This window comes from Geobacillus sp. TFV-3 (assembly GCF_009901865.1).
GTDB lineage: Bacteria > Bacillota > Bacilli > Bacillales > Anoxybacillaceae > Geobacillus > Geobacillus thermoleovorans_A.
In genome coordinates, this window is the sequence record NZ_MPSP01000001.1 from 2,670,821 (window position 1) to 2,693,465 (window position 22,645).

Sequence of the window (22,645 nt, forward strand, 5' to 3'; positions counted from 1 at the left end):
ATGGAACGTGGGATTGCTGGATGAGTTGAAAAAACGCATTCTCATCGCTGACGGAGCGATGGGGACGCTTCTATATTCGCACGGCATCGACCGTTGTTTTGAAGAATTGAATCTATCCAATCCAGATGAAATCGTTCATATTCACGAGGCGTATATCGCCGCGGGCGCCGATGTCATTCAGACGAATACATACGGCGCCAACTATGTGAAACTCGCCCGCTACGGCTTGCAAGACGATGTGCCGGCGATCAATCGCGCCGCTGTTAGGCTGGCGAAACAAGCAACCAACGGGAGAGCATACGTGCTCGGGACGATCGGAGGGCTGCGAACGTTAAACAAAAGCGTCGTCACGCTCGAAGAAGTGAAGCGGACATTTCGCGAGCAGCTGTTTGTGTTGCTAGCGGAAGGGGTTGATGGCGTACTGCTCGAGACGTATTACGATTTGGAAGAGTTGGAGACAGTGCTTGCCATCGCCCGCAAAGAGACTGACTTGCCGCTTATCGCTCACGTCTCGCTTCATGAAGTCGGCGTCTTGCAAGATGGCACGCCGCTCGCGGACGCCCTTGCCCGCCTAGAGGCGCTCGGGGCCGATGTCGTCGGGCTCAACTGCCGGCTGGGGCCGTACTATATGCTTCAGTCGCTCGAGGAAGTGCCGCTGCCAAAGCAGGCGTTTTTGTCGGCCTACCCGAACGCCAGCCTTCCAGATTACCGCGACGGCCGGCTTGTCTATGAGACGAACGCTGAATATTTCGAGGAAACGGCCAAAGCGTTCCGCGACCAAGGGGTGCGCTTGATCGGCGGGTGCTGCGGCACGACGCCGAAACATATTGAAGCGATGGCAAAAGCGCTCTCCGACCGAACGCCGGTGACGGAAAAAACGGTGAAACGGCGCGCCATCTCTGTATCTGTTTCCGCTGACATCCCGTCAGCGGCCACGCCTCTTCCCGAGCTCGCCCGCACGCGCCGCTCGGTCATTGTGGAGCTGGATCCGCCGAAAAAATTGGGGATTGACAAGTTTCTTGCCGGGGCGAAGGCGCTCCATGACGCCGGCATCGACGCGCTGACGTTGGCTGACAACTCGCTCGCCACGCCGCGCATCAGCAACGCCGCTGTCGCCACGATCATCAAGGAGCGGCTCGGCGTCCGCCCGCTTGTGCATATTACATGCCGCGATCGCAATTTGATCGGCTTGCAGTCGCATTTGATGGGCTTGCATACGCTCGGCATCACCGACGTGCTCGCCATTACCGGCGATCCGTCGAAAATCGGCGACTTCCCGGGAGCGACGTCGGTGTATGATGTCTCCTCGTTCGATTTGATCCGCTTGATCCGCCAGTTTAACGAAGGGATGGCATACTCGGGCAAACCGCTTGGGCAAAAAACGAATTTCTCGATCGGCGCGGCGTTCAATCCGAACGTTCGCCATTTGGATAAAGCGGTCGAGCGGATGGAGAAAAAAATTCAGTGCGGCGCTCACTATTTCTTGACCCAACCCGTTTACTCGGAAGAAAAAATCGTACAAATATACGAGGCGACGAAACACCTTGACACGCCGATTTACATCGGCATTATGCCGCTTGTGAGCGCGCGCAACGCCGAGTTTTTGCATCATGAAGTGCCGGGGATCACCCTTTCCGATGAAATTCGCGCCCGCATGGCCGCCTGCGGCGGCGACCCGGTGCAAGCAGCGCGCGAAGGGATCGCCATCGCAAAATCGCTCATTGACGCTACGTTCGATTTGTTTAACGGCATTTATTTGATCACGCCGTTTTTGCGCTATGACATGACGGTCGAGCTTGTCCGCTACATTCACGAAAAAGAAGCGGCCGCGAAAGAAAGGAAGGTTGTTCATGGCTAAGGTCACCTTAGAACAGCAGCTGAAGAAAAAAATTCTTGTCATCGACGGCGCCATGGGCACGATGATCCAAAACGCGAATTTATCGGCCGCCGACTTTGGCGGCGAGGCGTATGAAGGATGCAATGAATATTTGACATTGACCGCCCCGCATGTCATCCGCGGCATCCATGAAGCGTACTTGGACGCCGGCGCTGATATCATTGAAACGAACACGTTCGGGGCGACACGCATCGTGCTGGATGAATACGGCCTAGGTCATTTAGCGCTTGAGCTGAACATCGAAGCGGCCAAGCTCGCCAAGCAAGCAGCGGAATCGTTTTCGACGCTGGACTGGCCGCGCTTTGTCGCTGGTTCGATGGGCCCGACGACGAAAACGTTGTCGGTCACAGGCGGGGCGACGTTTGATGAGCTTGTCGCCGCCTACGAAGAACAGGCGCGTGGGCTGTTGTTGGGCGGCGTCGACCTTCTTCTGCTCGAGACGTGCCAAGATACACTCAATGTCAAAGCCGGTTTTCTCGGCATTTCCAAAGCGTTTGAGACAGTCGGCCGCCGCGTGCCGCTCATGATTTCCGGCACGATCGAACCGATGGGCACGACGCTTGCCGGGCAGGCGATCGATGCATTTTTCATCTCGGTGCGCCATATGAAGCCGATCGCCGTCGGCTTAAACTGCGCGACCGGCCCGGAGTTTATGACCGACCATTTGCGCACGCTCGCCTCGCTTGCAGATACGGCGGTCAGCTGTTACCCGAACGCCGGTCTGCCGGATGAGGAAGGCCGCTACCATGAAACGCCGGACATGCTGGCGGAGAAAATCCGCCGCTTTGCCGAAAAGGGATGGATCAACATCGTCGGCGGGTGCTGCGGCACGACGCCCGACCATATTCGCGCCATTGCCGAAGCGGTGCGTGATCTTCCACCGCGGGCAATCCCGTCTTCGTTTGATGTGCACGCCGTCTCGGGCATCGATGCGCTCATTTATGATGAAACGATGCGCCCGCTCTTCGTCGGCGAGCGGACAAACGTCATCGGCTCACGGAAATTCAAGCGCCTCATCGCCGAAGGCAAGTACGAAGAAGCGGCGGAAATCGCCCGCGCCCAAGTGAAAAACGGCGCCCATGTCATCGACATTTGCTTGGCCGACCCGGACCGCGACGAACTCTATGACATGGAACAGTTCGTCCGCGAAGTCGTGAAAAAAGTGAAAGTGCCGCTCGTCATCGACTCGACCGACGAGCGCGTCATTGAACGCGCCCTCACCTACTCGCAAGGGAAAGCGATCATCAATTCGATCAACTTGGAAGATGGTGAGGAGCGGTTTGCGAAAGTCGTTCCTCTCTTGCACCAATACGGCGCCGCCGTCGTCGTCGGCACGATCGATGAACAAGGGATGGCCGTCACCGCGGAGCGGAAACTTGAGATCGCCTTGCGTTCGTATGACTTGCTGGTGAACCGCTACGGCGTCCCAGCTCGCGACATCATTTTCGACCCGCTCGTCTTCCCGGTCGGCACTGGCGATGAGCAATACATCGGCGCGGCGAAAGAAACGATCGAAGGCATCCGCCTCATTAAAGAGCAGCTGCCCGAGTGCTTGACGATGCTCGGCATCAGCAACGTCTCGTTCGGCTTGCCGCCGGCCGGACGCGAGGTGCTCAACTCCGTCTTTTTATACTATTGCACGCAAGCCGGGCTCGATTACGCCATCGTCAACACCGAGAAACTGGAGCGTTTTGCCTCGATTCCGGAAGAGGAAGTGCGAATGGCTGAGGCGCTTCTTTTTGACACAAACGACGAAACATTAAACGCCTTTATCGAATTTTACCGAAGCAAAATCACCACCGCCAAACCGTCGCAGACGAACTTGAGCTTGGAAGAGCGGCTCGCCCGCTACGTCATTGAAGGGTCGAAAGACGGGCTCATTCCTGATTTGGAGAAGGCGCTTGAGACCTACTCCGATCCGCTGTCGATCATCAACGGCCCGCTTATGGCCGGCATGGATGAAGTCGGGCGGCTGTTCAACAACAACCAGCTCATCGTCGCCGAAGTGCTGCAAAGCGCGGAAGTGATGAAAGCGGCCGTCGCCTTTTTAGAGCCGTATATGGAAAAGAAAGAAGGAAGCACAAAAGGAAAAGTCATTCTCGCCACCGTCAAAGGCGATGTCCATGACATCGGCAAAAACTTGGTCGACATTATTTTAAGCAACAACGGCTACGAGGTGATCGACCTCGGCATTAAAGTCGCCCCGCAACAACTCATTGAAGCGGTGCGCGAACATCAACCGGACATCATCGGGCTGTCGGGCTTGCTCGTCAAATCGGCCCAGCAGATGGTCGTCACCGCCCAAGATTTGCGCCAAGCGGGCATCTCAACCCCGATTTTAGTCGGCGGCGCCGCCTTGACGCGCAAGTTTACGGAAAACAAAATTGCGCCCGAGTACGACGGCGTCGTCCTGTACGCGAAAGACGCCATGGACGGGCTTGCGCTCGCCAACCAAATCCAGCAAGGAGAGATTGACTACAAGAAAAAAGAAGCGGCAGAAACCGACCCGACGGGAACCACTGCTGTCACCATAGCGGCCAAATCGAACGTCTCGACCGATGTGCCGGTCTACGTCCCGGCAGACCTCGACCGCCACGTGCTGCGAAATGTGCCGCTTGACCACATTCTGCCGTACGTCAACTGGCAAATGGTGCTCGGACACCACCTCGGCTTGAAAGGAAAGGTGAAACGGCTGCTTGAGGAGAAAGACGAAAAAGCGGTGGCGTTAAAAGCGGTCGTCGACGAACTCCTCGCCGAAGCGAAAGAACATCACTGGATTCAGCCTGCTGGCGTCTACCGCTTTTTCCCGGCGCAAAGCGACGGCAACCGCGTATACATTTACGATCCGTCCGACCGGCAAACAACGCTTGAAACGTTTGACTTCCCGCGTCAGCCAAGGCCGCCGTACCTTTGCCTTGCCGATTACTTAAAATCAAAAGAAAGCGGCGAAATGGATTACGTTGGCTTGTTCGCCGTCACCGCCGGGCATGGCGTCCGCGAACTCGCCCAGCGGTGGAAAGACGAAGGGGAATTTTTGAAAAGCCACGCCATCCAAGCATTGGCGCTTGAAATCGCCGAAGGGTTCGCCGAACGAATCCATCAAATTATGCGCGACCGCTGGGGCTTTCCGGACGATCCGCACTTCACGATGGAGGCGCGCTTCGCCGCCAAATACCAAGGCCAGCGCTACTCGTTCGGCTACCCAGCCTGTCCGAACTTGGAAGATCAAGAGAAACTGTTCCGCCTGCTTCATCCAGAAGACATCGGCATCCACCTCACCGATGGCTATATGATGGAGCCGGAAGCATCCGTCTCCGCTATTGTCTTTGCTCACCCGGAAGCGCGGTATTTCAATGTATTATAAACAGGAAACGAGCTGGCCGAATAGGCCGGCTCATTTGTCGTTTTTCGTTGAATGCTCCACCCGAACGATATACCTCACATTTCGCACCCTCTCGACAAAAATCGGGAGGATTTTTCATGTTCCTGTCGAATGAATCCTTGAAATACACGGAAAGCAAGGGAGTTGCCACATGATGAGCGTTCAAATCCGTGCCATTTATGAAAGTTCCTATTTGAACTCATATTTCGCGACCTTTGCATAATTTCTCACATTTGGATGCCCAAGAAATCTTAAAGCTTAGATCGATTACTACATCATTCCATCATTTTCAACCTAAAAGGGGGGGAAAGCTATCGATTACGGGAAAAGAGGCTCCAAGAAGAAGAACAGAAGGATCCATGAGGTCCTTCTGGGGAATTTTAAACCGGCGATTTTTGAAAAAAAATAATCGGCCTTGACAGTTAGAAAATGATATAGCTAACACCTCTTTTCATTTACATCAAACCATATGTAAAAATGTTTTAAATGCTTTATACGCAAAGTTTATGCCAAATCCAATTAATGTGATTCCTGCTGCAACTGATAGCCATTTTAACCACTTTTCACTTATCATTTTTCTTCCGAAATGTACAGATAGTGCTACTGTAAAATCCCATAATGCGATACCCAAAAATATTGCACTACTTTCAGCAAGTGCCTGATACCTTTCGACAGAATTCAATTCCATAGCTAATACCGATCCATAGATGCTAACCCAAAAGACAATATTGAGTGGATTCGATATAGCAATGAAGAAACCCGAAAGATATGATTTAAATAAACCTTCTTTGTTAACCTCCCCGCTTATTTCAACTTTTTTAAATGCTTCCTTTATGCTATCATAACCCAAATAACACAAAATCAAGAAACCAGAGAGCCACATGATGAGCTGTACAACGGATTTTGTTAAAAAAGCGGATAAACCAAAAAAGATTGCAAACATTAGTACAATATCCGCTGACATTCCTCCCAATCCGACAACCCATGAATGAAAAAATCCATATTTTATTCCCCGCTTCACCATTTCTACGTTAATAGGACCAATCGGAATTGATAAAGATAAGCCAAGAAGAATCGAAGCAAAAAAACCATTTAGCATCTATTAATCTCTCCTTTTTAATGGACACCTCATCACACTTTCTTCATTTATATCAGGTAATATGTATTGTTTCCATTCTCTTTTGTCAGGGTCTCCATAATCGCCTATATCTGGATGAGGGGGAATTGCATCGTATTGTTTTAATCTGGATCTAATAATTTCTCTTACTTGTTGACCTTTTGGAGTATCTCCTGTAATATCATCAAGTGTACCTCTCGGTTGGAAAGTAATTTCAAGCCCATTAGCTGTGTATCTGCTTTTTCTTGCATGATAAATAGGAGCTCTGCAGACAACAAAAATAGGTTCTCCCCCAAAACAATACTCCCACTTAGGATGGTTCGGATCTTCAGGGATATCTTTACACCAAGGTTCAGGATCATGATCCATTAAAAACTGTAGCACTTTCCAAAATTGTTTTTTGTAGTATTCTGCATACACTCTTTCTATCGGTGGTTTAAAAAATGCGACTAAAGTTGTTCGTTTTCCAATATTTCTATATGTCTTAATGTATTCATACAAACCATCTCTTAATCTTAAGAGTTCATTTTCATCCGATGTTGATTGTACAAAAATATATCTGGATAGCCCCTTTTTCTCAGCTTCTACTGCAAAATAACATGGGTAAGGATGTTCCCCATCTAGGATATTATTTCTAAAGTTTTGGTAGCATTCTAACTCCCAATCTTTTAATCTCCCTTCCTCCATTCTCTTTTTTATTTCATGTTGACCTAAAACTATTTCAGTTTTGGCCAACATAATATATCTTCCCCCAATTACATAATATAGGCTTTTCACCACAAAGTGTACTTGACAAATAAAGACGATCATAATAGAGAAAATCAAAACAAAACAGCATTTTTCCTTTTAATACTATGCGTCTCTTTGAGCAACATTGCTATCATGTTTGTCTTTAAAAAGTCAAGTACATCTTTTGGTGATGAATCACAACAAACCACCTCATGTGGGATGGTGGAAATAATGAAGCTAACCTTTCGTAAATAATCTTCTTCCGACATCATATCCAACTACTCCAACGTAAATCGGTACGATAAAAGCAACAGACGGATAAAACGGAATGGATACAAGCGTTGCCGCAATAAAAACGAATGCTGAATGGAATTTCTTATCGAAGAACAAAAGAACAGCTTCTGTCACCGCACAAACAAGAAAAATGAGCAACAACGAAAACGGAAAAACAGCCTACGCAAAAGACCATGAACTGAATAGTGAAAGCGGCAAGAAAAACAACACAATCGACAGGAAAACTTTTTTCAAAAATACTTTCATAACTCACTTCCTTTATCATCTGGATAAAAGAAAAAGAAGAATGAAAATGCATGTGTAAAATATATATAGGTTGTCATAAAGAATTTCCGATCTCCATGTCCCGTCTTTACCACCTGACAAACTGGCACGGTGACAAGAAGAGCGAACAATGCCATGTAAAACAAAATTGCAACTTATATATCTTATTCTTCTTAAATATGTTTGCGTGCTATATTCTTCGCGAACCTCTCCTGATTGGAAATCTTCTGTAATTATCTTTGTTGAAACAATTACTTCTTCAGTATCATTAGTCTTGTTTTCAATTTTAACACTAGTTTCAAAAGATTTTTGTCCAACCTTTTTTCTATTTTCCATACTATATACAGGCATGACACTTGTATAAAACGACTCTCTATTTGAATACTTTTCTTTTGCTAAAACTTTTGGAGATATTGAAGCAAAACATAAAACAAAGCAAAAAAACAAAATCATTTTCTTATCACAACCATGTACACCCTGCCATTTCAAAAATAATTCACAAAATAATCATAAAAAAAAAAAAAACTTATCCGTCAATCCCTTTTTTAGAACAAATTGTATATAAAGAAATAAAAAACCACCCCATACGGCATGGCGGAAATTTTGGCGCTAAATGGCGGGGAGAATGGCCTTCAACATTCGACATGAGGGAAGTCTATGCCCCATTAATTCACCGGCCTTCTAGATTTCGTTGATAGCAGCCGTTTCTCATATTGGATGTGTCCGCCTGTTCGATTTCGAGAAAATGTTTGATTTCTTCCCGCATAATCAGCTCTAATTTTTCCTTCACAAACTGACGAATGGCATTTTCCAGTTGATTTGCCCAGTCTACATTCGGTATACTTTTAGACATAGGTAGGGTTCTCCTTTCTCTGGAATGTTTTTCGTTCAATCAGAGAATACCCTACCTTTTTCTTTTTGGGTAGAATAAATATTTTTTGTGTTCCCTATTTGGATTATGATTCCTGATCCTCATCACTCATTTTTATCATGAATCCCGATCCGACACATAATTTCCCTCCCTCGTCCCATACTAACAATGACAATGACAGCCAAGGAGGAGAAATGATGGTTACAAAACAACAAGCAACGCTGCCCCCGCAACACCAGACGCGCCAGCCCGGCCTGCAAACGGAAATGAACCCGCAGCCGGTCACGATCAAAGACACCTATAAAGGAAGCGGCAAGCTCGAAAACAGAGCCGCCATCATCAGCGGCGGCGACAGCGGCATCGGCCGGGCGGTCGCGGTCCATTTCGCCAAAGAAGGCGCCGATGTCGCGATTGTCTATCTCAACGAACACGAAGATGCCGAGGAAACGAAACGGCTCGTCGAACAGGAAGGAAGACGATGTTTGACCATTGCGGGAGACATTGGGGACGAAGCGTTTTGTAAAGAGGCGGTGAAGCAGACGATGGAAGTGTTTGGCAAGCTCGACATCGTCGTCAACAACGCCGCCGAGCAGCACCCACAGCCGAATTTTCTCAACATTACCGCCGCGCAGCTGGAAAAAACGTTCCGCACGAACGTGTTCGGCTGCTTTTTCCTAACGAAAGCGGCGCTCCCGCACCTTAAAAAACGGAAGCTCCATCATTAACACCGCCTCAATCACCGCTTATGAGGGAAATGAACAGTTGATCGACTACTCGGCGACAAAAGGCGCGATCGTGGCGTTCACCCGTTCGCTCGCCAAAGCGCTCGTCGGCCAAGGCATCCGCGTCAACGGCGTCGCCCCAGGCCCGATTTGGACGCCGCTCATCCCGTCGACGTTCCCAAGCGAGCAAGTCGCCGCATTTGGCGCCAACACGCCGATGAAACGGCCCGGCCAGCCGAGCGAAGTCGCTCCGTGCTACGTCTTTTTGGCGAGCGACGAATCGTCCTACATGACCGGGCAAATGCTTCATGTAAATGGCGGCAAGTTCATCAGCGTTTGACCACAGCGGCTGCCCGTTTCGATGCGGCCGCCGTTGCCAAGCCTTTTTGACAAAATCGCGTTACCTTTTCTTACAAAAATGTAGAATGATTGTTAAAAAATCGATATGATAAACCTACGATGTTCCTCTACTTCTTTGCAAGGTGCCCCTCTTCTCTCACCCCACCCCGGAATGGGGGCGGGGTTTTTTGTCACATCACAAGCAGCCAATCCGGTTCAGACAAGTACGTTTGACATTCATTTAAGGCGTGTTGAGCCATCACGCCATCGATCAGACGGTGATCATAAGTAAGGGACAGCGGCATCACAAAAGCAATCTCAATCGAATCATCGACAACCACCGGTTTTTTCTCAACTTTCCCGATTCCTAAAAGGCAAGACTGCGGATAATGAATAATCGACGTGAACCATGAACCATTGGCCGAGCCGATATTCGAAATTGTGCATGTCCCCCCCCCCCCCCGCTCATCTCCGCTGGCGGTATGCCCCCACAGTTAATGGCAATAAACGGCTTGTTTTTCCGCTTGCTCTCATTATGAATCGCCTGAGCCACCATCTCTTTTCCTGTTCCGCTTTCCCCTAATATTAACACGTTGGAATCTGCGGTTCCATGGATCAGCCGATTCAGCCATGCCTCTTGATAGGGGCGCGTGATGAGAGTGCACTTTTTCATAGGGTCCTGACATATTCAATACACCAATGATTCGACCGTCGGGATCATGGATGGAGGCAGCGGAACACGTCCACGACTGGCATATTTTCGTTTGACACTCCACACGCCTAAAGGGCGTGGGATTCTTGGGTCGTTCGCGTCCTCATCCATTTCTGGTTCAGACAACGCCCAAGTTCAGGGGTGTGTCATCACCCCGTCCCATCGGGTTAAGATGTACCCCAATGGGCGGCGCACCTGTGACCAGTGCGCGAGGTTAGGCGGCGAAGCCCGAAATCGCTTTGGCGATGTTGATCGCGCCATTCAAGTCGGCGTGGATGGTGTATCCGCACTTTTGGCATCGGAAGTGGATGCCGTTTCGGTTCGCTTTCTCCCGATGCCCGCATCGGCATGTTTGGCTGGTGTAGGTCGCATTCACCCACTCGACCCGAATGCCCGCCATTTCCGCCTTATAGGCAATCATCGTTTGCAGTTGATGAAACGCCCATGAATGAAGATTTCGTCCCGCTTCTTTGGCCGAAGCGGCTCGTTTCCGAATCCCCGTCAAAATTTCCATCCGAATCACGCCAACACCGTTGGCAAGGGCAAAACGGACGATTTGACGGCTGATTTTATGGTTCATATCCTTCATCCAGCGGGACTCTTTATCGCCGATTTTGCGAATCATATGAAGCTTCTTCGCTTGGCCCAACGTTCGCCGCAAAGCCGCATATCGTCGGCGCACAAAGGTGCATTGGTTCCCTTTGAAAAACCACGATTTCGTTCCCACGCTGGCAACGGCGATATAGCGAAGCCCAACGTCAACCCCCATCACCTTTGTTTCGTGCCACGGCTTGACTTCAAATGTGAGATCGCGATCGCCAATCGACAAAAGCAACTGTCCGTTTTCATTGCACAGGATCACCAAAAATCCAGATCCTTTGACAATCGAATACAACCCTTCCATTAACGGCAATGACCAATCGATCAAGGAGCGGTACTTTTCATTGTCGATTTCTTTAATCCACCCGTACGGCCGAAACGGATCAACCATCGCTTTTTTCGACCGAAGCCAAGAGTCTCGAATCATGGGCGGCAGATCGGGATCGAGCTCGTTATGAAATACGAACTTTTCCCACATGGATTTCACCTGTTCGCGGGTCACGGTCATTTGATGTTCACCTCCGTGTTTGCTTTTGTTTTCTTTTTTCTCCCCGACTTGTTGATTTCCTTTTTCAAATCAAAAAAAGCAGCCGCGATGGCTGCTTTTTGTGAATGGCCCGTTTATCGTTTAGTGCACGACCCACGCTCAACGAGTCGGTGCGGGATGATGATGCGTTTGATCGGTTCGTTTGGGTTTGTGATTTTTTCAATTAAACTTTTCGCCGCTTCATAGCCAAGCTGGAAAATGCCGATGTCGATCGACGTGAGCGGCGGACGCGACATCTCCGCAAGCAGCGTGTTGTTGAAGCTGACGATCGACACGTCTTCCGGGACGCGAAGGCCGATTTCATCGAGCGTTTTGAGCATCCCGAGCGCCATGAGATCATCGGCGACAACGAGCCCAGTCGGCGGCTCAGGCAAAGAAAGAAGCTCCTTCATCGCCTCTTGGCCGCCTTCTTGCAGAAATTCTTCATAGACGACATATTCCGAGCGGTACGGCAGCCCGGCTTCATGCAACGAAGCAGCGTAACCGTTTTGGCGGTCCACCGTCACTAAATATTGCGGATTGCCGCCGACAAAAGCGATCCGTTCATGGCCGCGGGCGATCAAGTAGTTCGTCGCATCTTTTCCCGCCTGCACGTTGTCGTTGTCGACATGGGTCACTTGTTCTGCCTTTTGGTGCGGCTTGCCGATGACGACAAACGGAAAGTCGTGCTTTTGCAAGTATTTCATGAGCTTATCGTTTTGCCGTGAATAAAGCAAAATGACCCCGTCGACGCGCCGTCCTTGCAGCATCTCCACGACCCGTTCGTAAATGTCACTTTCTTTTTCTCCTGTCGACATTTGCAAGGCGTACCGCTTTTCATGGGCCGCTTTGCTGATGCCGCGGATGACTTCAGGGAAAAACGGGTTTTGCAGCGCTTGGTCGGCCGAGCTCGGCATGACGATGCCGATGACTTGCGTCGTCTGGCTCGCGAGGCTGCGGGCGATAAAGTTCGGATGATAGCCAAGCTCTTTCATCGCCTCGCGCACCCGCTGCTTCGTCTTCTCACTGATGCGCGGGCTGTCGGCGATCACCCGCGAGACGGTCGACGGCGCGACATTGGCCCTTTTCGCCACATCTTTAATCGTAACGGTCATAAGCTCCCTCCTTTCCTTCATTTATTCATGAATCCGTTTCGCCCGTTTTTTCACTAAGTACAAAAATAGGAGAAAGAGAGCGTAGACGGCGACAATCGCCGCGATAAAGGGGATGTTGATCCCGGTTTTTTCCCGCAGCTTGTACACTTCCGCCGTTTCGCGGTCGAGCACAAGGTCGTAGCCGTCGTCATCGCCGCGCACTAAATCGTCCAATAAAAAGCCGCGCAGCTCTTTGTTTTTCGGCAGCTGATCGTTCGTCAAATGAACGTGCTGCGTTTGCCCCGTGTTGTTGATGGCGATGACGGTTGTTTCATTTTGGTAGCGCCGCTTGAACACCGCCATGCCGTCTTTTTCATATAGCAACGTAAAATCGCCGCGCCGCAATGACGGCAGCTGTTGGCGAAGCGGGCCGATTTTCTTCAAATAATCGATGATTTCCGGGTCGGCGCGGAAATCCATCAGACGGCGGTTGTCCGGATCTTGGCCGCCGTTCATGGCGATTTCTGTCCCGTAATACATGATCGGGATGCCAGGGGCGGTAAACAAATACGTCATCGCCAGTTTAATGCGTGAAATCGGGTTGTTGCGGTTGTCAATCGCTAGCTTCGTAAAGCGGACGGTGTCATGGTTGTCCAAAAACGTCCCGAGCAAATACGGTCGGTCGTAAAACGTTTTGTTGTATTCCCAGACATCATACAGCGGGCGCAACGACGCATCACGCCTAGCAAGCGACTGCTTCACCGCGCCATACAGCGGGTAATCGACAAAGCCGTCGATGCCGTACTTTCCATATTCAGCGATATAACGCGGATCATCGCTCCATACCTCACCGAGAAGGAAAAAGTCTTTTTTCACCGATTTGACTTCTCTCGCAAACTCTTGCCAAAACGATTTCGGCACGTGGCGCACCGTATCGAGCCGGTAGCCGTCAATGTCGGTCTCTTTGATCCACCATTTGGCAGCATCAATTAAATACTTTTTGACTTCTGGATTTTCTTGCGCCAAATCCGGGAGTCCGTACACCCAGCCGTTTTCAAGCTGTGTTTGGTCGTTCCAGTCGAAAATCTCTTTTTTCGGGTGGAACCAGTCTTTTTTCGCCGGGTCATGCAGCCACGGATGGTTGTAGCCGACATGGTTGGCGACAAAGTCCAAAATGACTTTCATGTCGCGCTTATGCGCTTCTTTGACAAGTGTTTTCAAATCACCCAGCGTGCCAAAGTGCGGATCGACTTGATAAAAATCTTCGATCCAATAACCATGGTAGCCGCCCGGCATGTTTTTAAAAATCGGCGTCAGCCAAATGGCGGTAAATCCCATCTCCTTGATGTAATCGAGTTTCGCCGTCACCCCTTTCAAGTCGCCGCCGAAATACCCTTTCGGATCGTTCACATTCACGTCCTGGTCGTTGGTCGGATCCATATTGTTAAACCGGTCGACCATAATGAAATAAATGGCTTCATCTTGCCACGTCCGTTCTTCTTTCTCCGCCGCCGCAGCCGGCATGGCATAAAAAAGAAGGAACGGAAGGACGAACAACATAAAGAGCCGGTTCCCCATTTCCATTCCTCCCTTCCCGATTCATTTGCTCGTTCGGAAACGGGTAAGCCCCCTATTCTATGATAGCGGTTCTTACCCTTTTGTGCCACCAGCCGTTAAGCCAGAAATCAAATACCGTTGCAAGAACAAAAAGACGATGGCAATCGGGGCGGCGATCAAAATCGAGCCGGCGGCAAAGCGGGTGAAGTTGTTCGCGAACCGGTCGCTGATGAAGTTGAACAGCCCAACCGCCAGCGTAAATTTGTCCGGATCGCGCAAGACGATCGACGGCAGCAAAAAGTCGGTAAACGGCGCCATAAAGTTAAACAGCGCGACAACGGCCAAAATCGGTTTGGCTAAGGGCAGCATAATCCGGAAAAAGACGCCGAAGTGGCCGGCCCCATCGATGCGCGCCGCCTCGTCCAGCTCGCGCGGAATCGTGTCAAAGTAGCCTTTGACAAGCCACGCGTTAAATGGTATTTGCCCGCCGACGTAAATAAGAATGAGCCCCCAAAGCGAATCAAGCAGATGAAGCATGTTTAACAAAATATAGATCGCCACCATCGCCATGAGCGACGGAAACATTTGCAGGACTAAAAATAAATACAACCCTGTTTTTCTCCCGACAAACTTGTAGCGCGAAAACGCATAGGCGATGAGTGCCGTGAACAAGACCGACAGCACCGCGTTGGCTGCAGCGACAAACAAGCTGTTTTTATACCAAAGCAAATAATCGCTCTGCGGGCTGGTAAATAACCATTTATAATGCTCGAACGTCCACTTCTCAGGGATGAGCGATGCTGAATACAGGCTTGTTCCTGGATTGAGCGACATGCTGATTGTCCAAAGGAGCGGATAGGCGATGACGACAAACATGAAGGCGATAAACAAATAAATAAGCGCGACTTCCACGTGCGATTTCCATTTGCGGTCCATCAAATGTTCCCCTCCTCTTTAAAGGAACGGGTGCGCCGGAACTGGTAAATGGCAAACCCGCTGACGATCAAGCCGATGATGAGCGAGATCGCCGCCGCCATATTGTAGTTGTTTGTCGTAAACGTCAAATCGTACACCCAAGAAATCAAAATGTCGGTGCCACCGGCGTTTTGTCCGCGCACCGCTGGGCCGCCGTCGTTGAACAAATAGATGATGTTAAAGTTGTTGAAATTGCCGGCATATTGCATAATCAACAGCGGCGCCGTCGCATACAGCACGTGTGGCAAGGTGATCGAGCGAAACTTTTGCCAGCGCGTCGCTCCGTCGATGTCGGCCGCTTCGTACCAATCGCGGGAAATGCTTTGCAAAACGCCCGTAAACAAGGCAAATACAAATGGGAAGCCAAGCCACGTCTGAATCAAAATGAGCGCCACTTTCGTCCAAAACGGGTCGGTCATCCACGGAATCGACAGTCCAAACAAACTCAACACTTCGCGGTTGATGGCGCCGAATTTGTCGTTAAACATCGCCGCAAACACCAAAATCGTGACAAACGCGGGCACAGCCCACGGCAAAATCAACACCGTACGGATGAACCGCTTAAACTTGATGCGCGGGTCGTTGACAAGCAACGCCAAAAACAGTCCAAGGGCAATTTGCGCCGTCGTCGCCACCACAGTCCAGACAATCGTCCAAGCGAGAACGCTGAAAAACGTGCTTTTCCAAATCGGAATCGACACTAAGTTCTTGAAATTTTCAAACCCCACCCAATTCAACAAATGGCGCGGCGGCGAGTGGTACAAGTTGTAGTCGGTAAACGCGAGCGACACCATAAACAACAGCGGCAGCACAACGATAAACAACAGCATCACGAGCCCGGGCGTCACAAAGACGTACGGAAATCCCCGATCCCACGCATGACGGCACGATTCGATCAGCGATGGAAACGGTTCACCGCGCTGCCGGCGGCGGGCATCGTTGCGCGCATCGATGATGTTGGCGATATGCAAAGCGACCGCAAAAGCGATGATGATGACAGAAACCAATCCTTGAATCAAGAGAAAAATCGAATGGTCGAGCATCGGGATTTCTCCCAGCGTCACAAGCCCCCAGAGCCCGATGTTCAAAAAATTGTAAAAGGTGATCAAAAAAGACGCTTCAATGACGATAAACAAAAGCCCTTTGATGTACCGGCGGTTGTACAATTGTCCAAGGCCGGCAAACAACAGCGACAGCGCCATCGCCACCGCCGGCCGATGGCGGACGTTTGCTTCCGGCATGTTAACTCCCCCTCTCGGTAGATGACAATGGTGGATAGGGCGAGCCCTATCCACCGCGATCTCAATCATTATTTCCCGGCGCCGCTGGCGGCAATTTTATCCTGAATCGTTTTGACCGCCTCACTCAGCACTGCTTTCGGATTGTCGCCTTTGGCGATAAATTGCAAGGCGTTGCCCATCGGCTCCCACACTTGCGACATTTCCGGCACGTTCGGCATCGGCTCGCCGTATTGGATTTGCTCCGCAAAACCGGCGATCAACGGATCATTCGTAATTTTCCCATTCGTCAACGCTTTTTCATTCGCCGGCATTTCCCCCGCCACTTCATAGTAATGGAGCGAGTTTTCTTCGTTCGTGACAAACTTCATGAAATCAACCGCCCATTCTTTGTTTTGCGAATAGGCTGAGAGCATCCATGTTTTCACGCCGACAAACGATTTCGGATGCTCGCCGTTGTCTAACACCGGCAGCGGCGCGGTCGCCAATTTGTCGCCCAACGCTTCTTTATACGACGCAATGTTCCACGGACCAGTGATGACGACGGCCACATTTCCTTTTGTAAACAGCCCGTTCATAATATCGCCCGTGATCTCTTTCGGAATATAGCCGTTTTTAAACCACGACTGGACAAGCTCGGCACCTTTGACCGCCCCGTCGTTCGCAAGCCCGATGTCGCTCGTATCGTATTTGCCGTTTTCATTTTTAAACACATAGCCGCCGTAGCCGGCAAAGAACGGATAAACGAAATAGAAGTTCGCCGCTTCCATTAGAAAGCCGTATTGATCTTTCGACGCATTCGTTTTTTCCTTGGCGATGTTCATTAAATCATCCATCGTTTTCGGCGCTTCCGGCACTAAATTTTTATTGTAGAACACGCCGTACGTTTCGACGACCATCGGGACGCCGTACGTTTTCCCGTCATACGTCACCGCATTGACGGCGGTCTCGCTGTATTCGCCTTTCACATCACCAAGGTCGACCGGGTCGGCCAATCCTTGCAGCACGATGTCGCCGATGCGGTCATGCGGCTGATAGAACACGTCCGGCCCTTTGCCCGCCGGGCCGTCAAGCGCCAGTTTCTTCGTCTGGTCGAGCATGCTGACGGCCACCATTTCGATTTTGATTCCGGTTTTTTCGGTGTACTTTTGAAAAATATCCTTCAGCGCTTGTTTTTGTTTTTCATCATCGTTCACCCACACGACTAGTTTCTCTGGTTTTTTGGCCTGTTCCGCCGTCTTTTGGTCGTTTCCTTTCGGCTGCTGGACATCGCGCTTCGGACCGCAGGCAGCCAGCACGCCAATCAACAACACGGCCATGAGAAATAAAGATAACGCTTTTCTCATAATCCCCCTCCTGTCACCATGACGGAATCTTAGCGGTACAATCATAAGGCAAACGTTTGCACAAATAAATTTTAATCCTTTCCATGAAAACGATTGCACCGTTCATCTCCATTATAACGCCTATTTTTCATTTTACAAGCCTTTTTTTCTATAAAATTTGACTTTTCTTTTCTCTTAACGTACTTTTTATTATAGCGAAGCATTAATGCAAACGATTGCTTCGGATAACAAAGGAGGAAAAGCGAATGAGGAAAGAAGCCATTCACCACCGCTCAACCGACCATTTCGCTTATGCTTATGACAGCGAGACGCTCCATCTCCGGCTTCAAACAAAGAAAAATGATGTCGACCACGTCGAGCTGCTTTTTGGCGACCCGTACGAATGGCACGATGGCTCCTGGCAGTTTCAAACGATGCCGATGCGGAAAACAGGAAGCGACGGGCTGTTTGACTATTGGCTCGCCGAAGTCAAGCCGCCATATCGACGGCTGCGCTATGGGTTTGTGCTTCGAGCTGGCGGCGAGAAACTGGTCTATACGGAAAAAGGATTTTACCATGAAGCTCCGAGCGACGACACCGCTTACTACTTTTGCTTCCCCTTTCTTCATCGGGTCGACCTATTCCAAGCCCCGGACTGGGTAAAAGACACAGTATGGTATCAAATTTTCCCCGAGCGGTTCGCCAACGGCAACCCGGCCATCAGTCCGAAAGGAGCGCGGCCGTGGGGAAACGAGGACCCGACGCCGACAAGCTTTTTTGGCGGCGACTTGCAAGGAATCATCGATCACCTTGACTATTTGGCTGATCTCGGCATCACCGGCATTTACTTGACGCCGATTTTCCGCGCGCCGTCGAATCATAAATACGACACCGCTGATTATTTTGAAATCGACCCTCACTTTGGGGACAAAGAGACATTGAAAACGCTTGTCAAACGTTGCCATGAAAAAGGGATCCGCGTCATGCTCGATGCTGTCTTCAATCATTGCGGCTATGAGTTTGCCCCGTTTCAAGATGTGTTAAAAAACGGTGCAGCGTCTAGGTATAAAGATTGGTTCCATATTCGCGAGTTTCCGCTCCAAACGGAGCCGCGCCCGAATTACGACACGTTTGCGTTCGTGCCGCAAATGCCCAAACTCAACACCGCCCATCCGGAAGTGAAGCGCTACTTGCTTGATGTCGCGACGTACTGGATTCGCGAGTTTGATATTGACGGCTGGCGGCTCGATGTGGCGAACGAAATCGACCATCAGTTTTGGCGTGAGTTCCGGCAGGCGGTGAAGGCGCTAAAGCCCGATGTGTACATTCTCGGCGAGATTTGGCATGATGCGATGCCGTGGCTGCGCGGCGACCAGTTTGACGCCGTCATGAACTATCCGTTGGCGGACGCGGCGCTCCGCTTTTTCGCCAAAGAAGACATGAGCGCCAGCGAGTTTGCCGACCGATTGATGCATGTGCTTCATTCCTATCCAAAACAGGTCAACGAGGCGGCGTTTAACTTGCTTGGCAGCCACGATACACCAAGGCTCCTCACTGTTTGCGGCGGCGACGTCCGCAAAGTGAAGTTGTTGTTTTTGTTCCAGCTCACTTTCACTGGTTCACCGTGCATTTACTACGGCGATGAGATCGGCATGACGGGTGGAAACGATCCGGAATGCCGAAAATGCATGGTGTGGGATCCAGAGAAGCAAAACAAAGAACTGTATGAACATGTCAAGCAACTCATCGCGCTTCGCAAGCAATATCGGGCGCTTCGGCGCGGCGATGTCGCTTTTCTCGCCGCCGATGATGAAGGTAACCATCTTGTTTATGAAAAAACGGATGGCAATGAAACAGTCATGATCATCATCAACCGGAGCAACGAAGCAGCAGAAATCCCCATGCCGATCGATGCGCGGAGAAAATGGCTGGTCAACCTCCTGACAGGGGAGCGGTTTGCCGCAGAGGCGGAAACACTTTGCGTCTCCTTGCCACCGTACGGGTTTGTGCTTTACGCGGTCGAAAACTGGCAAGGCGACTGAGCGGGGGGTTACGGACCTACATATCGGCTGCCGGTGCAGCGGACAAGCTGCACCGGTTTGATTTTTTGCCGACCGTCCCCATCCTAATACCAACGTCATAGAAAGAGGTCAATTACGCCGCGCCATGCGCCGATATTCAGTCGGCGTGATTCCTTCCATCTTTTTAAACAGGCGCGAAAAGTAGGCGCCATCGTCAATGCCGACCCGCTTGGCGACCGCCTCGATCGTCTCGTTTGTCTCCGCCAACCATTGCTTTGCCCTTGACAGCCGATAATGCGCCAAGTAGCGGCTAAATCCCATGCCGATCGTTTTTTGCATGCAGCGGGTGATGTAGTCCGGGTGAAACCGGAGCTCCCGTGCGAGCATGTCCAGTGTAATGGGCTCGCTAAAATGTTTTTCAATATACACAACGGCGGCGGCGCTAACCTGTTCCGATGCGCTTGGGACGGAAAGTTCCTGTTTTTGCAAGTGCCAAAGGAAGTCGATGAACAACAGCAGCTGCCGGAGCGGCTGATCGATATCCCGCCGAATGTTTTGTTCCACGATTTGACTTAGCAGCTGTTCTACCCGCTCGCGCTGCTTTACTTCACCATATTGACGGATGGAGAGCCGGTATTGGATCGGCTCGGTGTATGTCGCTTCCTTTTCTATCACTGTCTGCCGGCTGACACCGCAATCGGAAACGACCGCAAAGTCTGGCAGCAAAAAATGAAGCCAAACCAGTTCCGTATGTTCTTCGCATGGGCGGTGCCCGTAATGTTCCTTCCCCGGGATCAACAACAAATAGTGTCCACTGCCAACCGCAAATTCACGCCGTTTTCTGGTCTATATGGGCATTTTGTCGATGTGGGGCGTCGGTGTGACCATTGCTTACGTATTCGGCATCGCCCTCGGGTTTGGCCTCGTCGGCATTTGGCTGTCATTTATCGCCGACGAATGGCTGCGCGGGCTGTTGATGCTTTGGCGCTGGCGGTCGCGCGTCTGGATGAAAAAAACGATGGTGCCGCAAGCAAAAATGGCGTAGCGCCGCCAAATCGAATAAGAGCTGCGCACAGGCGCAGCTCTTATTCTTTAATGCGAATGCCGTAATGATCGAACCAAACGTGCACTTGACCAAGGTAAGCGAGCAGCTGTGGACCGGTCATGAGCTGACCAAACCACGGCACTTGGAACGATTTCCCTTCTGTTTCAATGAGCGCCGTCAATTTTTCCCGGTCGAAAAACTCGTGCAAAACCGAAGAGCGGTCATGGAGCAGCTGCTCAATCCATTGTTTGACAATTTTCGTATATAGAGGATGGTGCGTTTTCGGATAGGGGCTTTTTTTCCGGTAGAGCACCTCTTCGGGAAGCAATCCCTCTAGCGCTTTTCGCAAAAGGCCTTTTTCTCGGCCGCCGTACATTTTCATATCCCACGGAATGTTCCAAACGTATTCGACAATGCGATGGTCAGCGAACGGCACGCGCACTTCCAAACTTGCTCCCATGCTCATCCGGTCTTTCCGGTCAAGCAGTGTCGTCATAAACCAAATCATATTTAAATAAAACAGCTCACGCCGCTTCGCCTCCTCGGCGCTTTCCCCTTCGAGGCGCGGCACTTCAGCAAGCGTTTGTTCATAACGCATTTGCACATAGTCGTCAAGGCGAAGCTTTTGCCGCCACTCATCCTTTAATAGGCCCATGCGCGCGTCGACCGAACGCATCCACGGAAATCCTTTCCGCGACAAATCGTCCGGCCGATGGAACCATGGATAGCCGCCGAAAATTTCATCGGCGCACTCCCCTGATAAGCTGACAACAAACCGTTCGCGAATTTGTTTACAAAACCAAAGAAGCGAAGAATCGACATCGGCCATGCCCGGAACGTCGCGGACGATGACGGCTTCATGCAAATGGCGGAACAGTTCTTCTTGCGTGATCACGCAGCGATGATGAACCGTTTGAAATTTGTTTGACACCTGTTCGATAAATGGCGCATCCGTGTTTGGTTGAAAATCGTTGGCTTTGAAATACTGGTCGTTCCCTTCATAATCGATCGAGTAGGTGTGCAACGGCCCTTTTCCAGCTGCCGCGAAGGCATTGGCGGCAATGGCCGTAATAGCGCTCGAATCGACTCCGCCGGATAGAAATGTGCAAACCGGCACATCGGAAACGAGTTGGCGTGTGACCGCATCCGTCAATAGAAAGCGCAACTTTTCGACCGTTTCCTCGAACGAATCACGATGGACGTCGCTTTCGACATTCCAATACCGCCAAATGCGAAGCCCGCTGCGAGAGAACGTGAGCGCATGTGCCGGGCGCAGCTCTCGAATGCCGTCAAACACACCGTGCCCCGGCGTGCGCGACGGTCCGAGGCCGAACACTTCCGCGATTCCTTCATAATTGACTTCTGCCTTTACATCGGGATGAGCCAAAATGGCTTTCACTTCCGAGCCGAACAGCAGCCCCCCGCCATCTTCTCGATAAAACAAAGGTTTTACTCCGAGCCGGTCGCGTGCCATAAATAACAGCTCGCGCTCCTCATCCCAAACAGCAAAAGCAAAAATGCCGTTCAGCCAATCCAGGCATTGTTCCTTCCACTCCATGTACGCGGCAAGCAACACTTCTGTATCCGAGTGACCCTCAAATCGGTAACCTTTACGCAGCAGCTCCTTGCGAATATCTTCTGTATTATACAGTTCGCCGTTGTAAACGATCGTATAACGGCGCCCATTTTTTTGCCGAACCATCGGTTGTTTGCCGCCAGCCGGATCCACGACGACAAGCCGTTTATGGCCGAAGGCGACATGAGTGTCCAGCCACGTATTGGTATCATCCGGTCCACGTTTGGCGAGCGTCTCTGTCATGCTGTCAATGACCGTCCGCTCCCGGCGCAAATTGCGCCCGAAATGAACCCAGCCAGTAATGCCACACATACAAACCAATCCTTTCTTTTTATCAAAGATGGCAAGTTCTCACCCGTTT

General features: G+C 50.6%; 13 protein-coding genes and 9 pseudogenes. 7 read left to right on the forward strand and 15 right to left on the reverse strand.

Annotated elements, in window-relative coordinates; all coding sequences use genetic code 11:
• Positions 1-7: 7 nt before the first annotated feature.
• From BJQ97_RS13480 to BJQ97_RS13490, 3 genes and pseudogenes are all read left to right on the forward strand, one after another.
• Positions 8-1,858: a bifunctional homocysteine S-methyltransferase/methylenetetrahydrofolate reductase gene (locus BJQ97_RS13480; RefSeq protein ID WP_160156977.1), complete on the forward strand. Its 1,851-nt coding sequence runs from the start codon at positions 8-10 to the stop codon at positions 1,856-1,858.
• Entirely contained in the window at positions 1,851-5,261 is a 3,411-nt protein-coding gene (metH, locus tag BJQ97_RS13485; RefSeq protein ID WP_160156978.1) for a methionine synthase, read from the forward strand. The genes BJQ97_RS13480 and metH overlap by 8 nt, the downstream gene beginning before the upstream one ends.
• A 276-nt stretch (positions 5,262-5,537) precedes the next feature.
• A pseudogene (locus BJQ97_RS13490) lies at positions 5,538-5,642 on the forward strand (AAA family ATPase); the annotation flags it as partial.
• 97 nt (positions 5,643-5,739) lie between these two features.
• Here the strand turns inward: BJQ97_RS13490 and BJQ97_RS13495 are convergent.
• Both BJQ97_RS13495 and BJQ97_RS13500 read right to left on the reverse strand, forming a co-directional pair.
• Positions 5,740-6,378, reverse strand: a complete 639-nt coding sequence (locus BJQ97_RS13495) for a LysE family translocator (protein WP_160156979.1) — start codon at positions 6,376-6,378, stop codon at positions 5,740-5,742.
• A gap of 3 nt (positions 6,379-6,381) precedes the next feature.
• Positions 6,382-7,134 carry a YqcI/YcgG family protein gene (locus BJQ97_RS13500; RefSeq protein WP_160156980.1) on the reverse strand — a complete coding sequence of 251 codons (753 nt, stop codon included), beginning with the start codon at positions 7,132-7,134 and terminating at the stop codon, positions 6,382-6,384.
• A 319-nt stretch (positions 7,135-7,453) separates the two neighbouring features.
• Between BJQ97_RS13500 and BJQ97_RS13510 the strand changes: the two genes are divergently transcribed.
• A complete protein-coding gene (locus BJQ97_RS13510) occupies positions 7,454-7,723 on the forward strand; it encodes a hypothetical protein (protein ID WP_160156982.1) in 270 nt (89 codons plus the stop codon).
• Here the strand turns inward: BJQ97_RS13510 and BJQ97_RS13515 are convergent.
• Both BJQ97_RS13515 and BJQ97_RS13520 read right to left on the reverse strand, forming a co-directional pair.
• On the reverse strand, positions 7,681-8,172 hold the full coding sequence (locus tag BJQ97_RS13515) for a hypothetical protein (protein ID WP_160156983.1): 492 nt from the start codon (positions 8,170-8,172) through the stop codon (positions 7,681-7,683). The genes BJQ97_RS13510 and BJQ97_RS13515 overlap by 43 nt on opposite strands.
• A gap of 190 nt (positions 8,173-8,362) precedes the next feature.
• A pseudogene (locus BJQ97_RS13520) lies at positions 8,363-8,536 on the reverse strand (IS256 family transposase); the annotation flags it as partial.
• 215 nt (positions 8,537-8,751) lie between these two features.
• On the opposite strand from BJQ97_RS13520, the pseudogene BJQ97_RS13525 reads away from it, so the two are divergent.
• Positions 8,752-9,616, forward strand: a pseudogene (locus tag BJQ97_RS13525) (SDR family oxidoreductase).
• Between the two features lie 190 nt (positions 9,617-9,806).
• Here the strand turns inward: BJQ97_RS13525 and BJQ97_RS13530 are convergent.
• The 9 genes and pseudogenes from BJQ97_RS13530 to BJQ97_RS13565 all read right to left on the reverse strand — a co-directional run.
• Positions 9,807-10,070 (reverse strand): annotated as a pseudogene (locus tag BJQ97_RS13530) (2-oxo acid dehydrogenase subunit E2); the annotation flags it as partial.
• Positions 10,071-10,093: 23 nt separating this feature from the next.
• A pseudogene (locus BJQ97_RS18180) lies at positions 10,094-10,216 on the reverse strand (sigma 54-interacting transcriptional regulator); the annotation flags it as partial.
• A gap of 325 nt (positions 10,217-10,541) precedes the next feature.
• Positions 10,542-11,135 (reverse strand): annotated as a pseudogene (locus tag BJQ97_RS13535) (RNA-guided endonuclease TnpB family protein); the annotation flags it as partial.
• Positions 11,136-11,435 (reverse strand): annotated as a pseudogene (locus tag BJQ97_RS13540) (sigma-54-dependent Fis family transcriptional regulator); the annotation flags it as partial. It lies immediately after the preceding pseudogene.
• Between the two features lie 113 nt (positions 11,436-11,548).
• Complete coding sequence (locus tag BJQ97_RS13545; protein WP_160156984.1) at positions 11,549-12,589, reverse strand: LacI family DNA-binding transcriptional regulator; 1,041 nt, start codon at positions 12,587-12,589, stop codon at positions 11,549-11,551.
• Positions 12,590-14,125, reverse strand: a complete 1,536-nt coding sequence (locus BJQ97_RS13550) for an alpha-amylase family glycosyl hydrolase (protein WP_160156985.1) — start codon at positions 14,123-14,125, stop codon at positions 12,590-12,592. It abuts the gene before it with no gap.
• A 72-nt stretch (positions 14,126-14,197) separates the two neighbouring features.
• Positions 14,198-15,040: a sugar ABC transporter permease gene (locus BJQ97_RS13555; RefSeq protein WP_160156986.1), complete on the reverse strand. Its 843-nt coding sequence runs from the start codon at positions 15,038-15,040 to the stop codon at positions 14,198-14,200.
• Positions 15,040-16,320, reverse strand: a complete 1,281-nt coding sequence (locus tag BJQ97_RS13560) for a carbohydrate ABC transporter permease (RefSeq protein WP_160156987.1) — start codon at positions 16,318-16,320, stop codon at positions 15,040-15,042. The genes BJQ97_RS13555 and BJQ97_RS13560 overlap by 1 nt, the downstream gene beginning before the upstream one ends.
• 68 nt (positions 16,321-16,388) lie before the next feature.
• Entirely contained in the window at positions 16,389-17,663 is a 1,275-nt protein-coding gene (locus tag BJQ97_RS13565; protein ID WP_160156988.1) for a sugar ABC transporter substrate-binding protein, read from the reverse strand.
• Positions 17,664-17,908: 245 nt separating this feature from the next.
• On the opposite strand from BJQ97_RS13565, the gene BJQ97_RS13570 reads away from it, so the two are divergent.
• The gene (locus BJQ97_RS13570) at positions 17,909-19,684 is read left to right on the forward strand and encodes an alpha-glycosidase (protein WP_160156989.1); all 1,776 of its coding nucleotides are present in this window, start codon (positions 17,909-17,911) and stop codon (positions 19,682-19,684) included.
• A 108-nt stretch (positions 19,685-19,792) separates the two neighbouring features.
• Here the strand turns inward: BJQ97_RS13570 and BJQ97_RS13575 are convergent.
• Positions 19,793-20,509 (reverse strand): annotated as a pseudogene (locus BJQ97_RS13575) (helix-turn-helix transcriptional regulator); the annotation flags it as partial.
• On the opposite strand from BJQ97_RS13575, the pseudogene BJQ97_RS13580 reads away from it, so the two are divergent.
• A pseudogene (locus BJQ97_RS13580) lies at positions 20,502-20,708 on the forward strand (MATE family efflux transporter); the annotation flags it as partial. The pseudogenes BJQ97_RS13575 and BJQ97_RS13580 overlap by 8 nt on opposite strands.
• Before the next feature lie 40 nt (positions 20,709-20,748).
• Here BJQ97_RS13580 and asnB read toward each other — a convergent pair.
• Positions 20,749-22,596: an asparagine synthase (glutamine-hydrolyzing) gene (gene asnB / locus BJQ97_RS13585; RefSeq protein ID WP_160156990.1), complete on the reverse strand. Its 1,848-nt coding sequence runs from the start codon at positions 22,594-22,596 to the stop codon at positions 20,749-20,751.
• Between the last annotated feature and the right edge of the window lie 49 nt (positions 22,597-22,645).

Coding starts and splice junctions, on each gene's coding strand:
- BJQ97_RS13570 (WP_160156989.1), top strand. CDS start 17,909: ATGAGGAAAGAAGCCATTCACCACCGCTCAACCGACCATTTCGCTTAT.
- BJQ97_RS13495 (WP_160156979.1), bottom strand. CDS start 6,378: ATGCTAAATGGTTTTTTTGCTTCGATTCTTCTTGGCTTATCTTTATCA.
- asnB (WP_160156990.1), bottom strand. CDS start 22,596: ATGTGTGGCATTACTGGCTGGGTTCATTTCGGGCGCAATTTGCGCCGG.
- BJQ97_RS13560 (WP_160156987.1), bottom strand. CDS start 16,320: ATGCCGGAAGCAAACGTCCGCCATCGGCCGGCGGTGGCGATGGCGCTG.
- BJQ97_RS13545 (WP_160156984.1), bottom strand. CDS start 12,589: ATGAAGGAAAGGAGGGAGCTTATGACCGTTACGATTAAAGATGTGGCG.
- BJQ97_RS13550 (WP_160156985.1), bottom strand. CDS start 14,125: ATGGGGAACCGGCTCTTTATGTTGTTCGTCCTTCCGTTCCTTCTTTTT.
- metH (WP_160156978.1), top strand. CDS start 1,851: ATGGCTAAGGTCACCTTAGAACAGCAGCTGAAGAAAAAAATTCTTGTC.
- BJQ97_RS13500 (WP_160156980.1), bottom strand. CDS start 7,134: ATGTTGGCCAAAACTGAAATAGTTTTAGGTCAACATGAAATAAAAAAG.
- BJQ97_RS13555 (WP_160156986.1), bottom strand. CDS start 15,040: ATGGACCGCAAATGGAAATCGCACGTGGAAGTCGCGCTTATTTATTTG.
- BJQ97_RS13510 (WP_160156982.1), top strand. CDS start 7,454: ATGGATACAAGCGTTGCCGCAATAAAAACGAATGCTGAATGGAATTTC.
- BJQ97_RS13565 (WP_160156988.1), bottom strand. CDS start 17,663: ATGAGAAAAGCGTTATCTTTATTTCTCATGGCCGTGTTGTTGATTGGC.